Here is a 17,319-nt window from a genome sequence, read left to right as displayed (position 1 = left end):
AAAAGAGTGGTACACCCGAGTGGACTCGAACCACCGACCCCTACCATGTCAAGGTAGTGCTCTAACCAACTGAGCTACGGGTGCATTGTATTACTTATATCGAAACCGCTAAACGCATCTCGCTTTCGAACGAGCGCTATATTAGGGGGATAGCGAAAGGCTGGCAAGCAAAAAAACGAATTTTATTGTCAAATGGTGAATTGCTGTGCAACTTGCCCAGTGTTTCAGCAAAGTTACTGATAAAACGGCAAGTTAGGCTTCAAAGGTTGAAAAATTAAAAGAAATTAAACAAAACGGCGAGCTAATGCTCGCCGTTGATTCAGGTTAATTATGTCCTATGTCAATGGTGCACGCTGTCGCCTTCAATCAGACTTAAATGTACGCCATGCTTTTGAATATAACGTAGACGGATAAAAAACAGCAGCGCCGCCGAGGTGAGACCTGCAATCAATCCTGCCCAAAAGCCATGGGCGCCCATGGCGGGTACGATAAAGTCGGTATACGCCAAGGTATAACCTAAGGTCATGCCGATTCCCCAATAGGAAAACAGCGTAATATAAAACGCACTGCGGGTATCCTTATATCCACGTAGTGCACCAGCGGCAACCACTTGGACGGAGTCAGATAGTTGATATAGCGCGGCCATCAACATCAAACTGCCAGCAAGTACCACCACTTCAGGATCGCTGTTATATAACTCGGCGATTTGAAAGCGGAATATCACCGTTAAGATTGCGGTCGATAAGGCCAACGATAGTGCTAACCACAATCCGACTTTAGCCACCACGGCAGAAATATCTGCACGATCGCGGCCAAGGTAGTAGCCAATACGAATCGAGACGGCAATACCAATCGACAGTGGCAACATAAATACAATAGCGGAGAAGTTCAACGCTATCTGATGACTTGCCACCACAGTCGCGCCTAATGGCGCCAGCAGCAGGGCGATAATCGCAAACAGACTTACTTCAAAAAATAACGCCATCGCGATTGGCATGCCGAGCTTGGTCATCTTCTTCATGGTGGTAAAATCGGGGCGATGGAATTGGCTAAAGGGTGCCAATGCGGCAAATTTCTTATGAAACTGCATATAAATCGTCATGGCGATCAACATGGCCCAAAATACCAATGCAGTTGCGACACCGCAGCCAGCGCCGCCCATGGCAGGCACGCCGAAGTGACCATAAATAAAGATATAGTTTGCTGGAATATTTACTGCGAGTCCCACAAAACCGATGATCATAGTCGGTAAGGTATAAGAAATCCCCTCACTGCAACCACGCAATACTTGATAGAGCACAAATGCGGGGGCACCCCATAAAATACCGTCGATATATCCTATGGTTAAGTTGTACAATTGGGGCTCTAAATTCATATGGCTGAGCACGAGTGGCGCGGATGCGAGAAACGCCATTACGCCAAGGCCACCAATTAAGGCTAAGTAGGCGCCTTGAAACGCCAAAGGTTGAATGGCTTTCTGATTATTTGCGCCATTGTGATGGGCAAATAATGGCGTAAAAGCCATCAGTAGCCCCTGTACAAATAGAATTGCGGGCAACCAAAGACTGGTTCCCACGGCAACTGCGGCCATATCGACCGCACTGACGCGACCCGCCATTACCGTGTCGATAAACCCCATCATGGTTTGTGTCACTTGGGCGATCAACACTGGAAGTGCGAGTTGAATTAAGCGTTTGGCCTGAAAGCCTGAATGATTCATAAATACAGCCTTTAACGAATAAGCGAGCAAAAAATGTTTACTGGTATAGTTCAAGCCACCTGTGAGGTGGTTGCAATACATAAGAAAGATGGCCTCAATACCCTTGAGGTAGCGTTTAAACCTGATTTGCATGAGGGACTTGCAATTGGCGCAAGTGTGGCAAATAACGGGGTATGTCTGACGGTGACTCAGGTCGTTGATGATAGGGTATTTTTCGATGTAGTGGAAGAGACCTTAAGATTGACTAACTTGGCAAATTTATCCGTTGGGCAGCGCGTTAACATTGAACGCTCTCTGACTTTTGGTAGCGAAATTGGCGGCCATATCCTATCTGGACACATTCATACCAAGGCAAAAGTCAGTCACATTAGTCACACCGAGCAACATTATGATCTGACCTTAAGCGTCGATCCTAAATGGATGAATTATATTCTCTATAAAGGCTTTGTTGGGGTAAATGGTTGCAGCCTTACCGTTGGCGAGGTGACCGAGAGTACTTTTATGCTGCACTTGATCCCAGAAACTCTTAAGTTGACCAATTTAGGCCAATGTCAGGTTGGTGATGAGTTAAATATCGAAATTGACAGCCAAACCCAAGCCATCGTCGACACCGTCGAGCGTGTGCTGGCTAAACGTTTTAGCGGCCAATCTTAATCAACATGCCTAATAAATTTGCTCGTCGTCCGAGTCAATATATAACTCTATAGTTCGGCGGGCATCATCCACATGTAAACGCAGGTGGATGGGGTTACAACAAATTCGGCAGTCATCGTAATAATCCTGATCGCCGCTGCTGGCATCAATACTAATATGTTGATGGTGTCCGCAGTGGGGGCAGGCAATGACTTTATTCATGATCCTCATGGCGCAACTCCTCGCTAACGAAGGGATGACATTTGTCGCTAAGCCTTCATACTGGCTTTGTTTGAGTATACAAGAATGTGCCGTGGCAGCTTAGATAAAGTCGGTATCAAAATCTCAGTAACTAGATTTTTCCATTCAGCTCAGCGCTTGGTACTTTTTTCACTAAAATTTTCTAGCGTAAGAACCGTCAAGCATGTGCACCAGTATAAGTTAACTCAATCCTTTACAGTCATCAGTTCGACGGGCGCCGTCGGTAATATGCCTTCCTCTATATTGTCACTAATGGCCTGCGATAGTCGTTCTATCTGTAGCAAAAGCTCGGCATGGATATCGGCCTGTAAGCCACTGGTGTCGAATTGTACTGTTTGGCTTTGAACCACTATCGGCTCAGGTTGTGTTTTTGGTATGGGGTTAACAGAGATTGGGTTCTGGGCGACTTGGTTAAGTGCAACCGTCAATAGGATACTCGTGAACATACCAACTCCTTTTGCTTCATTATTTACAGCGATGCGACGGCAACGGTATTTGTTATGGCAAATAACAAAGAATCCCGCGGTCATTTAACGCGCATAGCGTAGGGGCGTTAGATGACAGCCACATGAACGATTGACTGCAATATGATGAATTAATGGCAAACTTCGCGGATTGGTTTAATAAATGAATCGATTTGGGCGCTAAGCCCCGCAATCGGGCCATTTAACTTGCGTGTATTAAAGACGATCCCGTAGAATAACTGCCTGCTACGCAAGGCGGCTAAGACTCCTGTACTGTCTTAACCTCGCGAGCATTACTCTTTTTACTTAATCACCATGTGGCCCTACGTGTGGGTCACCACTGGACAAGGATATTTCATGCCTGTAATTACACTTCCTGATGGTAGCAAACGCGAGTTTGCACATCCCGTATCGACTCTCGATGTTGCCGCTGATATTGGCCCTGGTCTTGCGAAAGCCTGTATCGCTGGTCGCGTGAATGGCGAACTCAAAGACGCTTGCGATCTTATCGAAATCGATGCTGAACTTTCTATTATTACCGCTAAAGACGAAGAAGGTATTGAAATCCTTCGCCATTCTTGTGCGCATTTATTAGGCCATGCAATCAAGCAATTATGGCCACAAACCAAGATGGCGATCGGTCCTGTGATCGATAACGGCTTCTACTACGACATCGATCTTGAGCATAAGCTGACTCAAGAAGATATCGAAGCCCTCGAAAAACGTATGCTTGAACTGGCAAAAACCAACTATGACGTGGTGAAACGCGTTGTAAGCTGGCAAGAAGCCCGTGATACCTTCGCCGCCCGCGGTGAAGAATATAAGATTGCGATTCTGGATGAAAACATCAGCAAAGATGCGACACCTGCTCTGTATCATCACGAAGAATACACTGACATGTGCCGTGGTCCTCACGTGCCAAACATGCGTTTTTGCCAGCATTTTAAATTGATGAGCATTGCCGGCGCCTACTGGCGCGGTAACTCTGAAAACAAGATGCTGCAACGTATTTACGGTACTGCGTGGGCTGACAAAAAAGCCCTGAGTACCTATTTAACTCGCCTTGAAGAAGCGGCTAAACGTGACCACCGCAAGATTGGTAAGCAGCTCGATCTTTACCATATGCAAGAAGAAGCACCCGGCATGGTGTTTTGGCATAACGACGGTTGGAGCATCTTCCTCGAGTTAGAAAGATTCATTCGCCGCAAGTTAAATCAATACACTTACCAAGAAGTGAAAGGTCCGCTCATGATGGACCGCGTGCTTTGGGAGCGTTCAGGTCACTGGGATAAGTACTCAGAAGCCATGTTCACCACCAGCAGTGAAAACCGTGAATATGCGGTTAAGCCAATGAACTGCCCTGGCCACGTACAGATTTTCAACCAAGGTTTGAAATCTTACCGTGACTTGCCATTGCGTATGGCAGAATTTGGTTGCTGTCACCGTAATGAGCCTTCTGGTTCACTGCATGGCCTGATGCGCGTACGTGGTTTTACTCAAGACGATGCCCATATTTTCTGTACTGAAGAGCAAGTTCAAGCGGAAGTCAGCTCTTGTATCCAAATGGTATACGATACTTACTCTACCTTCGGTTTTGAAAACATCGTGGTAAAACTATCAACTCGCCCAGAAAAACGTATCGGTGACGATGCGATGTGGGATAGAGCTGAAGAAGCGTTGAAACAAGCCTTACGTGCTAATAATATTGAATTCACTATTTTACCGGGTGAAGGTGCCTTCTACGGTCCTAAGATTGAGTTCACACTGCACGACTGTTTAGACCGTGCATGGCAGTGCGGAACAGTGCAACTTGACTACGCATTACCAAGCCGTTTAGGTGCAACTTATGTGGCGGAAGATAATAGCCGTCAAACGCCTGTGATGATCCATCGTGCAATTTTAGGTTCGTTGGAGCGTTTCTTAGGTATTCTAATTGAAGAATATGCTGGTCGGTTCCCAACATGGTTAGCGCCAATGCAAGTTGTCGTGATGAATATCACCGACAAACAGGCTGATTATGTTGAAGAAGTGGTCAAATTCTTCAAAGAACAAGGTATTCGTGCCTCATTTGACTTGAGGAATGAGAAAATAGGCTTTAAAATACGCGAACACACCTTAAGGCGTGTCCCTTATTTATTGGTCGTTGGCGATCAAGAGATGGAAAATAAGGAAGTCGCGGTGCGTACTCGTGATGGCGTTGATTTAGGTAAGATGCGAATTGAAGATTTCGCCGCTAAAATCCATCAACAGATTTCGCTCCGTAGTCTCAAATTGTTGGAGGAATAGGTCATAAAGATCAAGAAAACAGCAGGGCGTCAGCTGGCCCCTAATAGAATCAATGAAGAAATCACAGGTGTACCAGAAGTACGCTTAACCGGCATTGATGGTGAAGCTATTGGTGTGGTGAGCATCAGAGATGCTCAGAATTTGGCAGATGAAGCAGGTGTAGACCTAGTTGAAATTAGTCCAAATGCTGAACCTCCAGTATGTCGCATTATGGACTACGGTAAGTTCCTGTTTGATAAGGCTAAGTCAGCCAAGGAACAAAAGAAGAAGCAAAAGCAGGTTCAGGTTAAGGAAATTAAATTCCGTCCTGGAACTGACGAAAACGACTATCAGGTAAAACTACGCAACCTGATACGTTTTCTGGAAGACGGGGACAAAGCGAAAATTACGCTGCGTTTCCGAGGTCGCGAAATGGCCCACCAAAATCTTGGTATGGATCTGTTGAACCGTATTAAGACTGATTTGGATGAGTATGCGGTTGTTGAATCTTTCCCGAAAATGGAAGGCCGACAAGCCATCATGGTGCTAGCGCCTAAAAAGAAATAAGTAGGGCAACCTATAAAAGTAGCGAAGGCTATATGCCTTCGCTCGCCTTGCTTTTTATTTAACATCCCAATGCGGAGTTTTAGTAATGCCTAAAATGAAAACCGACAGAGGTGTAGCGAAGCGTTTTAAGAAAACCGCTAATGGTTTCAAGCGCAAGCAAGCCCATTTACGTCACATTCTGACCAAAAAGAGCACTAAGCGTAAGCGTCACTTACGTAACAAGTGTTTAGTTGCCAAAGTTGACGTTCCAGCAATCGCGCGTCAATTACCATACGCTTAATTTAGGAGATTAGAAAATGCCAAGAGTTAAGCGTGGTGTAACCGCACGTGCTCGTCACAAGAAAGTTTTAAAATTAGCTAAAGGTTATTATGGCGCTCGTAGCCGTACTTACCGCGTTGCTGTTCAAGCAGTAACTAAAGCTGGTCAATATGCTTACCGTGACCGTCGTCAGAAAAAACGTCAATTCCGCCAACTGTGGATTGCACGTATTAATGCTGCAGCTCGTCAAAATGGTCTGTCTTACAGCCGTTTCATCAACGGTCTGAAAAAGGCGTCTATCGAAATCGATCGTAAGATTTTGGCTGACATCGCTGTATTCGACAAAGTTGTATTCGCAACTTTAGTTGAAAAAGCAAAAGAAGCGTTAAACTAAGCAATTAGTTTGTCGCACTTAAGAGGGGACCATTTGGTCCCTTTTTTTGTTGCTGTTTTTAGCCACAACATGCAGATAAAAAATAGCAGGCTAAGGTAGTTAACCTATGCCTGCTATTATTTGAGTCTAGATAAGACCTACAGTAGATTATTTCTTCGCGTCTAAGTAACGCTCGGCATCTAATGCTGCCATACAACCTGTACCCGCAGAGGTAATCGCTTGACGGTAATGTTGATCCATCACATCTCCTGCGGCAAACACACCTTCTATACTGGTTTGCGTGGCGTTACCTTGGAGACCACTCTGCACCTTCAAATAGCCGTTGTTCATCTCTAATTGGCCTTCGAAAATCCCTGTGTTTGGGCTGTGACCAATGGCCACGAACACACCGGCAACGGCTAGATCAGTGATAGAACCGTCTTTGGTGCTCTTCATTTTTAGACCTGTTACACCCATTGCATCACCAACCACTTCTTCCATGGTTTGGTCGAGATGCAGGATAATGTTGCCGTTGGCGACTTTATCCATTAAACGGTCGATAAGAATTTTTTCTGAGCGGAAGGTGTCGCGACGGTGAATTAAGTGCACTTCGGCGGCGATATTGCTTAGGTATAGTGCTTCTTCAACGGCTGTGTTACCACCACCGATCACTGCAACTTTTTGATTACGATAGAAGAAACCATCACAGGTTGCACAGGCCGATACGCCGCGTCCTTTGAACGCCTCTTCCGACTCAAGTCCTAAGTAACGGGCAGAGGCACCAGTGGCGATGATCAGCGCATCACAGGTATATTCGCCGTTATCGCCTTTTAAACGGAAAGGACGTTCAGTTAGCGTCACTTCATTAATATGATCGAACAGAATTTCAGTATCAAATTTTTCCGCATGCTTTTGCATACGTTCCATTAATGCTGGACCCGTTAAGTCTTCTGCATCACCTGGCCAGTTTTCAACTTCAGTTGTGGTCGTTAACTGACCACCTTGCTGCATACCTGTGATCATCACAGGCTTTAAGTTTGCGCGCGCAGCATAAACTGCGGCTGTGTATCCTGCGGGACCTGAACCTAAAATCAATAGGTTACTATGTCTGACTTGGCTCATTTTTCTCTCCGTGCTTTTAGCAAATTGCATGGATTGTAGGGAATTTACCTGTAGGGGTAAAGCGATGTTTGGTGATTCTTTTAGATTATGCTAATCGAATCCTAAGGCAAATTGTCAGCCTGAGTTTACTAAGGCTATGGCTTAAAACCGGCGTGAGTGAAGATATGTGTGATCTGCATAAAAAATCGGCCTCAACAGAGTGAGGCCGAACAAAGCAGAGTAGGTCCGTGTGAACCTAGGCTCTCATATGATTAGGCTAATAAACTTGCTGGCGCTGTGTACTCAAGATTTAATGCTTGAGCCACTTCTTTACAAACCAGTTTGCCGTGCATTACGTTCAAACCGTTCAGTAAGTGCTTGTCTTGTAACAGTGCGGCTTTATAACCTAAGTTAGCTAACTTAAGAATATAAGGCAGAGTTGCGTTATTCAGAGCGAAGGTTGATGTGCGGGCTACAGCGCCTGGCATGTTCGCTACACAGTAGTGCACAACATCATCAACGATATAAGTTGGATCTTGGTGAGTCGTTGCATGGGAGGTTTCCACGCAACCGCCTTGGTCGATAGCAACGTCTACGATAGCACTGCCTGGTTTCATACGAGAAATCATGCTACGTGTCACCAGTTTAGGTGCCGCAGCACCAGGAATTAATACGCCACCAATGACTAAGTCAGCTTCTAATACATGGCGCTCAATCGCATCGGCAGTCGAGTAAACCGCTTTAACTGCAGAACCAAATTGCATGTTTAAGCGACGTAGTGCATCGATGCTACGATCAAGCACAACTACATCCGCGCCCATACCGACAGCCATTTGCGCTGCATTAGTACCGACCATGCCGCCGCCAATGATCACAACTTTAGCTGGCTCAACACCGGGTACACCACCTAATAACATACCACGACCACCAGAAGATTTTTCCAGCGCCATCGCTCCCGCTTGGATAGACATGCGGCCAGCCACTTCTGACATCGGGGCTAACAGCGGTAAGCCTCCACGGTCATCGGTCACAGTTTCGTAAGCGATACATACGGCACCACTTTTAATTAAATCTTCAGTTTGTGGTAAATCCGGTGCTAAATGCAGATAAGTGAATAAAATCTGGTCATGACGCAGCATGGCGCGTTCAACTGCTTGAGGCTCTTTTACCTTTACAATCATCTCTGCTTTAGCAAAGACTTCAGCAGCAGTTGCTAATATTTTTGCGCCTGCATCAATATAATCCTGATCAGTAAAACCTATTCCCGTGCCGGCATTCGTTTCTACAAACACTTCATGACCTTTGATTGTCAATTCGCGAACGCTTGAAGGAACCATACCGACACGATACTCGTGGTTTTTAATTTCCTTTGGTACACCAATAATCATTTTTGAGCCTCAATTGCCTGAAAAACCCACTTTTAATGGGCATAATTGTTATTTTATCGTGACCTGAACGTGATTAATTCAGGGATATCTAGTATAGTATCGGCGACGCAGTTTATGCTGCTGAACTTTAGACATACGTAGAATAAAATGTTGTTTTAGTGATAAAGCAAGGTTAAATAAATGGCATATAATAAAAAGAGTCCTGTAAAAGACTTGGATCGCATCGATCGCAACATTCTTAATGAATTACAAATTGATGGACGCATTTCAAATGTGGAACTATCTAAAAGAGTGGGATTAAGTCCTACTCCGTGTTTAGAAAGAGTGAAACGACTCGAAAAGCAAGGATATATCAATGGCTATACTGCTTTGGTGAATCCTCATTTCTTGGGTGCATCCCTACTGGTATTCGTGGAAATCACATTAAGCCGTGATACTCCCGAAGTATTTGATAAGTTTAATCGCGCTGTGCAACTGTTGGATGATATTCAAGAATGTCATCTCGTTTCTGGTGACTTTGACTACTTATTAAAAACACGTGTTTCTGATATGTCGGCTTATCGCCGCTTATTGGGCGAAACTTTACTGAAATTACCTTCTGTTTCTGATACCCGTACCTACGTGGTGATGGAAGAAGTTAAACATACTAGTCGTGTTGCGATAAACCAGCTGCTCTGCGATATTTAATACCCTGAAACGGTTACAATAAGGGGCCTAGGCCCCTTATTTATTCCAGTGTAAGCCTTTTAAAACCACACTTATAACCTTGCTTTTGCCCTTAAGTTAGCCAGCTTAGGGGCATATTTTTATCTGGCATTTGTCTTCAACAATGTAGCCTAAATTGATTGCGGAATAATCAGTTAATGGTCAAAGTCCTAGCTTTTATGAGCCAAGAGCGTTTTTTTAGCTTATAGCAGTAATTCTTAGGAGAAAAACCGCCTAAGATGCTCCACATTTAATGGGATTCTGGTATCGTTAGCCCACCTGTTTCAATTTTATGGATTAAGTCGTTTGTCTCAAGGAAATAGTGTACGCACGCTCTCAGGCTTGCAGCGTCTGCTCGAAGGCGGACTCATCATTTGCTGTGTTGTAGCCACTTATATTTTGCTCGCTTTAGCCAGTTTCAGTCCCTCAGATCCGGGTTGGAGTCAGTCTCATTTTCAAGGTGATATCAATAACTGGACAGGGGCTGTTGGTGCTTGGATCGCCGATATTCTGCTGTATTTTTTTGGCGTGACAGCCTATATCATGCCAATTATTGTCGCCTCTACTGGTTGGCTGCTTTTTAAGCGGGCCCATGATTTGTTGGAAATCGACTACTTTTCGGTTGCATTGCGGATCATTGGTTTTCTGCTACTTATTCTTGGTTTTTCGGCATTAGCCAGCATGAACGCCAATAATATCTATGAGTTTTCCGCAGGCGGTGTAGCTGGTGATGTCATTGGCCAAGCGATGCTGCCATATTTTAATAAGTTAGGCACAACCTTATTGCTATTGTGCTGTTTAGGCTCGGGTTTTACGCTATTAACAGGGATCAGTTGGCTGACTGTGGTTGAAAAGGTCGGCTTTGTCTCAATCTGGTGCTACAAACAACTCAAACGTTTACCTCAGTCGTTAAAGCGTGAGCGAGAAACGGAAGATACTCGCGGTTTTATGTCTGTTGTGGATAAATTCCGCGAGCGTCGTGATTCGCAGCATGTGCTTGATAAAGCTAAAATACGTCAACCAGATACAACACAAAGTCGCGTGATCCATACACGGGCTTTACCAGAAGAGCCCCGTGAAGAATTCATCACTGAAGCCAGTAGTGGTAAAGGTAAGTTATCTTCTTTGGTTAAAATTTTAAGTTTAAACAACAATAAAGCAAAAGCTGAACCTAAAGGCCAGCAACGCGTTGAGCCGCAACTTGATCCTGTTAGCGCGGTGGCTGAATACGGTCATTTTGAAGCGCCACCTTGGGTAGCTAAAGCGCAAGATGCTGATTTGGAAGAAGATGAAACCGATAACGGTTTCAATGCTCAGGTTTTCGACGACGATGAGGATGAACCAGTATTGCATCGCGAAGCTATCATTGATGAAGATGATGACATCTTAACGTTCAATGATGACGATGTGATCGATTTTGATACCAAAGCATCTACGGGGGCAGTGACTCAAGCGCAGCGCCAAAAGCAAGCTCCTAAGGCTAAGGTTGTCGATGGCATTGTTGTTTTACCTGGCCATGAAAATAAACCTGTCCCAACTAAGCCAATGGATCCGTTGCCAAGCATCAGCTTGTTGGATGTTCCCGATCGTAAAAAGAATCCTATCAGCCCAGAAGAGTTGGAGCAGGTTGCACGTTTAGTTGAAGCTAAGCTTGCCGACTTTAACATTGTGGCTACTGTTGTGGGGGTCTATCCAGGTCCGGTGATCACTCGTTTTGAGCTTGAACTTGCGCCAGGTATTAAAGCCTCTAAGATTTCAAACCTTGCAAATGACTTAGCCCGTTCACTGCTGGCAGAGCGTGTGCGAGTCGTTGAAGTGATCCCAGGGAAATCTTACGTTGGCCTCGAACTGCCAAACAAGTTTCGCGAAACAGTGTATATGCGTGATGTACTCGACTGTGAAGCCTTTACTCAGAGCAAATCGAATTTAACTATGGTGCTTGGCCAAGATATCTCCGGTGAGCCTGTGGTGGTTGACTTAGGTAAAATGCCGCACTTATTGGTTGCTGGTACGACAGGCTCGGGTAAATCAGTCGGGGTGAACGTGATGATCACCAGCTTGCTGTATAAGTCTGGTCCTGAAGATGTTCGCTTTATCATGATTGACCCGAAAATGCTTGAGCTCTCGGTTTATGAAGGTATCCCGCATTTACTCTGTGAAGTCGTTACCGACATGAAAGAAGCAGCCAATGCGCTGCGTTGGTGTGTGGGTGAGATGGAGCGCCGCTACAAGCTAATGTCTATGATGGGCGTTCGTAACATCAAGGGATATAACGCGAAAATCGCTGAAGCTAAAGCCAATGGTGAAGTGATTTATGATCCTATGTGGAAATCGTCTGACAGCATGGAGCCAGAGGCACCAGCCTTAGATAAACTGCCTTCGATTGTGGTGGTTGTCGATGAATTTGCCGACATGATGATGATTGTCGGTAAGAAAGTGGAAGAACTGATCGCCCGTATCGCCCAAAAAGCCCGTGCTGCGGGTATCCATTTAATCCTCGCGACCCAGCGTCCGTCGGTGGATGTGATCACCGGCTTAATCAAGGCTAACATTCCGACGCGCATGGCGTTCCAAGTGTCTTCTCGTATCGACTCCCGTACCATTTTAGATCAGCAAGGTGCTGAAACCTTACTCGGAATGGGTGACATGTTGTACTTACCGCCCGGAACCGCAGTGCCAAATCGTGTCCATGGTGCCTTTATCGATGACCATGAAGTTCACCGTGTGGTTGCCGATTGGTGCGCCCGTGGTAAGCCACAATACATTGATGAGATCCTCAATGGCGTCAGTGAGGGTGAACAAGTGCTATTGCCGGGTGAAACCGCCGAATCCGATGAAGAATACGATCCGCTTTATGATGAAGCCGTTGCCTTCGTGACCGAAACTCGCCGAGGTTCGATTTCGAGCGTGCAGCGTAAATTTAAGATTGGTTATAACCGTGCAGCACGTATTATCGAACAAATGGAAATGCAGGGTGTGGTTTCGGCGCAGGGCCATAACGGTAACCGCGAAGTGTTAGCACCTCCGGCCCCAAAACACTATTAATGTTAAGCTAGATATCAGTTTGAACTTGCGATAATGCGGCGAGTTGAACTTTTAGTCCAAAGGATACCTATGAAAAAACTGTTGTGTGCTGTGTTGTTATCACCATTGTTATACAGCAATGCAGTGTTGGCCGATGATGCTAAGCAATTACGCGAAACCTTAAACGGCACGGAGTCCCTTAAGGCGGATTTTAAGCAAACCGTTACCGATGTGAATAAAAAAGTTATCCAAAGCGGTGCTGGCGTATTTGCACTTGCTCACCCTAATCAGTTTTATTGGCATTTAACGGCGCCCGATGAGTCTAAAATTGTCGCCGACGGTAAAGACTTATGGATCTACAATCCCTTTGCCGAGGAAGTTGTGATTATGGATTTTGCTGAAGCTATTAATGCATCGCCTATCGCTTTATTAGTTCACCGCGATGATGCTACTTGGTCACAGTATGCGGTGACGAAAAAACAAGATTGTTATGAGATCAAACCTAAGTCGATGGACGCTGGTATTTCTGCGGTCAATGTGTGTTTTAACAAAGGCACACTGAATAAATTTAATGTACTCGATGATAAAGGCAATCTGAGCCAGTTTGACTTAAGCAATCAACACACTATTAGTTCTGCGGATAAAGCGCTGTTTAAGTTTGTGTTGCCTGATAACGTTGATGTTGATGACCAACGTGTTAAACCCCAATAGGTTAGCGAGTGAGTAGTTTATCGTTTAATTTTGCGCCCGATTTTCGTCCTTTGGCCGCGCGTATGCGCCCAAGGACGATAGCTGAGTACATAGGTCAAGCCCATCTGTTGGGTGAAGGCCAACCACTGCGCCAAGCATTAGAAGCGGGCCGCGCCCATTCGATGATGTTATGGGGACCGCCGGGTACTGGTAAAACGACCCTTGCCGAACTTATCGCCCATTACTCCAATGCCCATGTCGAACGTATTTCGGCGGTCACGTCGGGTGTAAAAGATATTCGCGCCGCCATTGAGCAAGCGCAAGCGATTGCTCAATCCCGTGGCCAACGTACCTTGTTATTTGTTGATGAAGTGCATCGCTTTAATAAGAGTCAACAGGACGCCTTTTTGCCCTTTATTGAAGATGGCACTGTGATTTTTATTGGGGCGACCACGGAAAACCCTTCATTTGAAATCAATAATGCCTTACTGTCGCGGGCGCGCGTCTATCTTATCAAGCGCTTAAGCCAAGATGAGATAGTGCATATCATCACCCAAGCCTTAACGGATGCCGAGCGTGGTTTAGGGCTGCGTCAGTTAATTATGCCAAATGATGTGCTCAATAAACTGGCGCAGTTATGTGATGGCGATGCGCGTAAGGCGCTGAACCTGCTTGAGTTGATGAGCGATATGGTGGCCGATGGTGGCAGTTTTACCACTGAAATGCTGGTTCAAGTCGCAGGCCATCAAGTGGCGGGGTTCGATAAAAATGGCGATCAGTTTTACGATTTGATTTCGGCTGTACACAAATCGATTCGCGGCTCGGCGCCGGATGCCGCGCTCTATTGGTTTTGCCGCATTTTAGAAGGCGGCGGCGATCCGCTATATGTCGCCAGACGCTTATTAGCCATAGCCTCAGAAGATGTGGGCAACGCGGATCCCGCTGCCATGACCATTGCGCTCAATGCCTGGGATTGTTTTCACCGCGTAGGTCCTGCCGAAGGTGAGCGGGCGATTGCCCAAGCGATTGTGTATTTAGCCAGTGCGCCTAAAAGTAATGCCGTGTATACAGCCTTTAAAGCGGCAAGGGCACTTGCCCGTGAAACCGGCCAAGAGGCCGTGCCTTATCATTTACGTAATGCACCCACAAAACTCATGGCGGAAATGGGTTTTGGCGCCGAGTATCGTTATGCCCACGATGAACCCAATGCCTATGCCAGCGGTGAGAATTATTTCCCCGAATCCTTACAAGCATCGCAATTTTATTTCCCGACTGAACGCGGATTTGAGAAGCGGATTAAGGACAAATTGGCGCAATTAGCGCAATTAGATCAAGCCAGTGGGAGAAAAAGGTATGAATAATCTCATACTTGTGGCCTTAGGTGGTTCCATTGGTGCGGTTTTTCGCTATCTTATTTCAATATTCATGATCCAAGTATTTGGCAGCAGTTTTCCTTTTGGTACACTGTTGGTCAATGTCCTTGGTTCATTTTTAATGGGCGTCATTTACGCACTGGGACAATTGAGTCATATCAGCCCAGAACTCAAAGCACTAATTGGTGTTGGCCTGTTAGGTGCTTTGACAACGTTTTCAACCTTCTCAAACGAAACTTTATTGCTGATGCAAGAAGGAGATTGGTTGAAGGCGGCTTTGAATGTGGTGTTGAACCTAAGTCTATGTTTGTTTATGGTTTACTTAGGTCAACAACTGGTTTTTTCTCGCATTTAACTATTAAGAATATATCACATGTTAGATCCTAAATTTTTGCGCAACGAATTAGCAGTGACCGCTGAGCGATTAGCTACCCGTGGTTTTATTTTAGATGTCGCTCATCTCACCCAATTAGAAGAAAAACGTAAGTCACTGCAAGTGGCAACGGAAGAGCTGCAAGCCTCGCGTAATGCTATTTCCAAGTCCATCGGACAAGCTAAATCCCGCGGCGAAGATGTGGATGCCATCATGGCGCAGGTAGGCGATTTAGGTGCGCAATTAGATGCGAAGAAAGTCGAGCTGGCCGCGGTACTTGAAGAAGTGAACGCGATTGCTATGTCGATGCCAAACCTGCCAGACGAGTCTGCGCCTATCGGTGCTGACGAGACTGAAAACGTCGAAATCCGTCGTTGGGGCACACCACGCAGCTTCGATTTCCCCGTTAAAGATCATATCGATTTAGGTGAAGGCCTAAATGGTTTAGATTTTAAGAGCGCAGTGAAAATCACTGGCTCACGCTTTATCGTGATGAAAGGCCAAATTGCCCGTTTAAATCGTGCATTAGGGCAGTTCATGTTAGATCTACACACCACTGAGCATGGTTATACCGAAGCCTACGTGCCATTACTGGTTAACGAAGCAAGCTTATTGGGTACTGGCCAATTACCTAAGTTTGGTGAGGATTTATTCCACACAAAACCTGCGACTGAAGAAGGCCAAGGCTTAAGCCTTATTCCAACCGCAGAAGTGCCATTAACCAACTTAGTGCGTGATACCATCGTTGATGAAGATGAGTTACCCATTAAATTAACCGCACATACCGCGTGTTTCCGTAGTGAAGCAGGGTCTTACGGTAAAGATACCCGTGGCTTAATTCGTCAACATCAGTTTGATAAAGTGGAATTAGTACAGCTAGTTAAGCCAGAAGATTCAATGGCTGCACTCGAAGTGTTGACTGGCCATGCGGAAACGGTTTTACAACGCTTAGGCTTACCATATCGTACAGTGGTGCTTTGTACCGGTGATATGGGTTTTGGCTCAAGCAAGACCTACGATATTGAAGTGTGGTTACCTGGACAAAACACTTACCGTGAGATCTCTTCATGCTCAAATATGAAGGATTTCCAAGCGCGCCGTATGCAAGCGCGTTACCGTGTTAAGGCTGATAACAAACCCGCATTATTACATACCTTAAATGGCTCTGGTCTTGCGGTAGGGCGTACCTTAGTTGCAATTTTGGAAAACTATCAAAATGCTGATGGTAGCGTGACTATCCCTGAGGCGCTGCGTCCATACATGGGCGGACTCACACAGATCGGTTAATTGACATAACACAATACCATGGATAAAGGTCAACGCTATCTTCGTTGGCTTTCCTATACTGCGGTCATCGCCATATTTTGCGCTGTGATGCTCGCAACCTTAGGTAAAGCTGTTTGGGTTGTGTTAGAAAACGTCAATTAGCACGACTCAATGTTAAGATTCAAAATGAAAAGGGATATCTGCAATAGATATCCCTTCTTTTTGATTTTATTACATGATTACTTTGAATATTGATACGCTGAATCAGCCTTCCACGTTCTAAAGCGCAGTTCTGCACCCTCGGGTAGATAAAACACCTTTGGTAAACGACTGTCATAACGCAGTGTTAATTCACTTGGGATCCTCAGAAATGCTTCTTTTTTGGCTAATTCAAAACAGGCCATCATAGTGCTTGGGCCTTCTGATATTTCATCGACCTGATAGTAGTTATAACCCCAACCTTCAACGGTGAGCTCTTTAACCTGACCATTGAGTCCATGTTTATTGCAATCAACAAGTTGAGTTTGGCCTATTTGGATCTCGACCATGTAGTCTGCTTCATTCTCAAGCTTAGGTAATGTCAAAATATGTTGAACCATGCCTTTCTTGGGGGCTGGGAACATTTTAACGGCTTCCCCTGGAGCATAATTATTGGTGTTCATACGAGAAACATTAATCATTGGGGCATTAAGTCCTGTTGGATGAGGCGGACTGACAGCACTGGCATTAAAAGAAAGTAACGTAAAGGCCAGTGGTACTACCGCAAGATGACGCAATTGAGTTAATTTCATACATTTCTCCTTAAGACTCAAAAATAGGTTGCTAGGATAATGGAACAACCATTCTACGGTACCTAT

The 17,319-nt window shown here is 45.4% G+C and carries 17 protein-coding genes and 1 tRNA gene; 11 read left to right on the top strand and 7 right to left on the bottom strand.

Annotation, left to right across the window (positions count from 1 at the left end):
• Positions 1-7 precede the first annotated feature (7 nt).
• Both IEY09_RS16640 and IEY09_RS16635 read right to left on the bottom strand, forming a co-directional pair.
• A tRNA-Val gene (locus IEY09_RS16640) sits at positions 8-84 on the bottom strand.
• Between the two features lie 256 nt (positions 85-340).
• Complete coding sequence (locus IEY09_RS16635) at positions 341-1,720, bottom strand: MATE family efflux transporter (protein WP_037427637.1); 1,380 nt, start codon at positions 1,718-1,720, stop codon at positions 341-343.
• Positions 1,721-1,753: 33 nt separating this feature from the next.
• On the opposite strand from IEY09_RS16635, the gene IEY09_RS16630 reads away from it, so the two are divergent.
• A complete protein-coding gene (locus tag IEY09_RS16630) occupies positions 1,754-2,374 on the top strand; it encodes a riboflavin synthase (RefSeq protein ID WP_055647645.1) in 621 nt (206 codons plus the stop codon).
• A gap of 9 nt (positions 2,375-2,383) precedes the next feature.
• Here the strand turns inward: IEY09_RS16630 and IEY09_RS16625 are convergent, their stop codons facing one another.
• Together IEY09_RS16625 and IEY09_RS16620 are read right to left on the bottom strand one after the other, a co-directional pair.
• Positions 2,384-2,584 (bottom strand): CPXCG motif-containing cysteine-rich protein, encoded by a 201-nt coding sequence (locus IEY09_RS16625; protein WP_011622722.1) that lies wholly within the window; start codon positions 2,582-2,584, stop codon positions 2,384-2,386.
• A gap of 215 nt (positions 2,585-2,799) precedes the next feature.
• Positions 2,800-3,060: a hypothetical protein gene (locus IEY09_RS16620; protein ID WP_229777991.1), complete on the bottom strand. Its 261-nt coding sequence runs from the start codon at positions 3,058-3,060 to the stop codon at positions 2,800-2,802.
• A 375-nt stretch (positions 3,061-3,435) separates the two neighbouring features.
• Here IEY09_RS16620 and thrS point away from each other — a divergent pair, with 375 nt between their 5' ends.
• The 4 genes from thrS (at position 3,436) to rplT (ending at position 6,563) form a co-directional block, all read left to right on the top strand.
• A complete protein-coding gene (gene thrS / locus IEY09_RS16615) occupies positions 3,436-5,364 on the top strand; it encodes a threonine--tRNA ligase (protein ID WP_037418422.1) in 1,929 nt (642 codons plus the stop codon).
• Positions 5,365-5,367: 3 nt separating this feature from the next.
• Complete coding sequence (infC, locus tag IEY09_RS16610) at positions 5,368-5,910, top strand: translation initiation factor IF-3 (RefSeq protein WP_011072302.1); 543 nt, start codon at positions 5,368-5,370, stop codon at positions 5,908-5,910.
• A gap of 85 nt (positions 5,911-5,995) precedes the next feature.
• Entirely contained in the window at positions 5,996-6,190 is a 195-nt protein-coding gene (rpmI, locus tag IEY09_RS16605; protein WP_011072303.1) for a 50S ribosomal protein L35, read from the top strand.
• A gap of 16 nt (positions 6,191-6,206) precedes the next feature.
• A complete protein-coding gene (gene rplT, locus IEY09_RS16600; protein WP_006081652.1) occupies positions 6,207-6,563 on the top strand; it encodes a 50S ribosomal protein L20 in 357 nt (118 codons plus the stop codon).
• Positions 6,564-6,710: 147 nt separating this feature from the next.
• Here the strand turns inward: rplT and trxB are convergent, their stop codons facing one another.
• Both trxB and ald read right to left on the bottom strand, forming a co-directional pair.
• Positions 6,711-7,664, bottom strand: coding sequence for a thioredoxin-disulfide reductase (gene trxB, locus IEY09_RS16595; protein WP_011622726.1), 954 nt, complete (start codon positions 7,662-7,664; stop codon positions 6,711-6,713).
• A gap of 251 nt (positions 7,665-7,915) precedes the next feature.
• On the bottom strand, positions 7,916-9,031 hold the full coding sequence (gene ald, locus IEY09_RS16590; RefSeq protein WP_037418428.1) for an alanine dehydrogenase: 1,116 nt from the start codon (positions 9,029-9,031) through the stop codon (positions 7,916-7,918).
• 180 nt (positions 9,032-9,211) lie between these two features.
• On the opposite strand from ald, the gene lrp reads away from it, so the two are divergent.
• From lrp to serS, 6 genes are all read left to right on the top strand, one after another.
• Positions 9,212-9,718, top strand: coding sequence for a leucine-responsive transcriptional regulator Lrp (gene lrp, locus IEY09_RS16585; protein ID WP_037418431.1), 507 nt, complete (start codon positions 9,212-9,214; stop codon positions 9,716-9,718).
• A 324-nt stretch (positions 9,719-10,042) separates the two neighbouring features.
• A complete protein-coding gene (locus tag IEY09_RS16580) occupies positions 10,043-12,781 on the top strand; it encodes a DNA translocase FtsK (protein ID WP_188871941.1) in 2,739 nt (912 codons plus the stop codon).
• A 69-nt stretch (positions 12,782-12,850) separates the two neighbouring features.
• Entirely contained in the window at positions 12,851-13,471 is a 621-nt protein-coding gene (gene lolA / locus IEY09_RS16575) for an outer membrane lipoprotein periplasmic chaperone LolA (RefSeq protein ID WP_188871939.1), read from the top strand.
• An 8-nt stretch (positions 13,472-13,479) separates the two neighbouring features.
• Positions 13,480-14,811 carry a replication-associated recombination protein A gene (locus IEY09_RS16570; protein ID WP_188871937.1) on the top strand — a complete coding sequence of 444 codons (1,332 nt, stop codon included), beginning with the start codon at positions 13,480-13,482 and terminating at the stop codon, positions 14,809-14,811.
• A complete protein-coding gene (gene crcB / locus IEY09_RS16565) occupies positions 14,804-15,178 on the top strand; it encodes a fluoride efflux transporter CrcB (RefSeq protein WP_037418443.1) in 375 nt (124 codons plus the stop codon). The genes IEY09_RS16570 and crcB overlap by 8 nt, the downstream gene beginning before the upstream one ends.
• 18 nt (positions 15,179-15,196) lie before the next feature.
• Positions 15,197-16,483, top strand: a complete 1,287-nt coding sequence (gene serS / locus IEY09_RS16560) for a serine--tRNA ligase (protein ID WP_037418445.1) — start codon at positions 15,197-15,199, stop codon at positions 16,481-16,483.
• Positions 16,484-16,701: 218 nt separating this feature from the next.
• Here serS and eco read toward each other — a convergent pair whose 3' ends face one another.
• Positions 16,702-17,253 (bottom strand): serine protease inhibitor ecotin, encoded by a 552-nt coding sequence (gene eco / locus IEY09_RS16555; RefSeq protein WP_188871935.1) that lies wholly within the window; start codon positions 17,251-17,253, stop codon positions 16,702-16,704.
• Positions 17,254-17,319: the final 66 nt, after the last annotated feature.

Origin of the sequence: Shewanella xiamenensis, from assembly GCF_014647135.1 — a bacterium.
Lineage (GTDB): Bacteria > Pseudomonadota > Gammaproteobacteria > Enterobacterales > Shewanellaceae > Shewanella > Shewanella xiamenensis.
The sequence above is the reverse complement of the archived record's forward strand: the minus strand, read 5'-3'. Positions and strand labels throughout refer to the sequence as shown.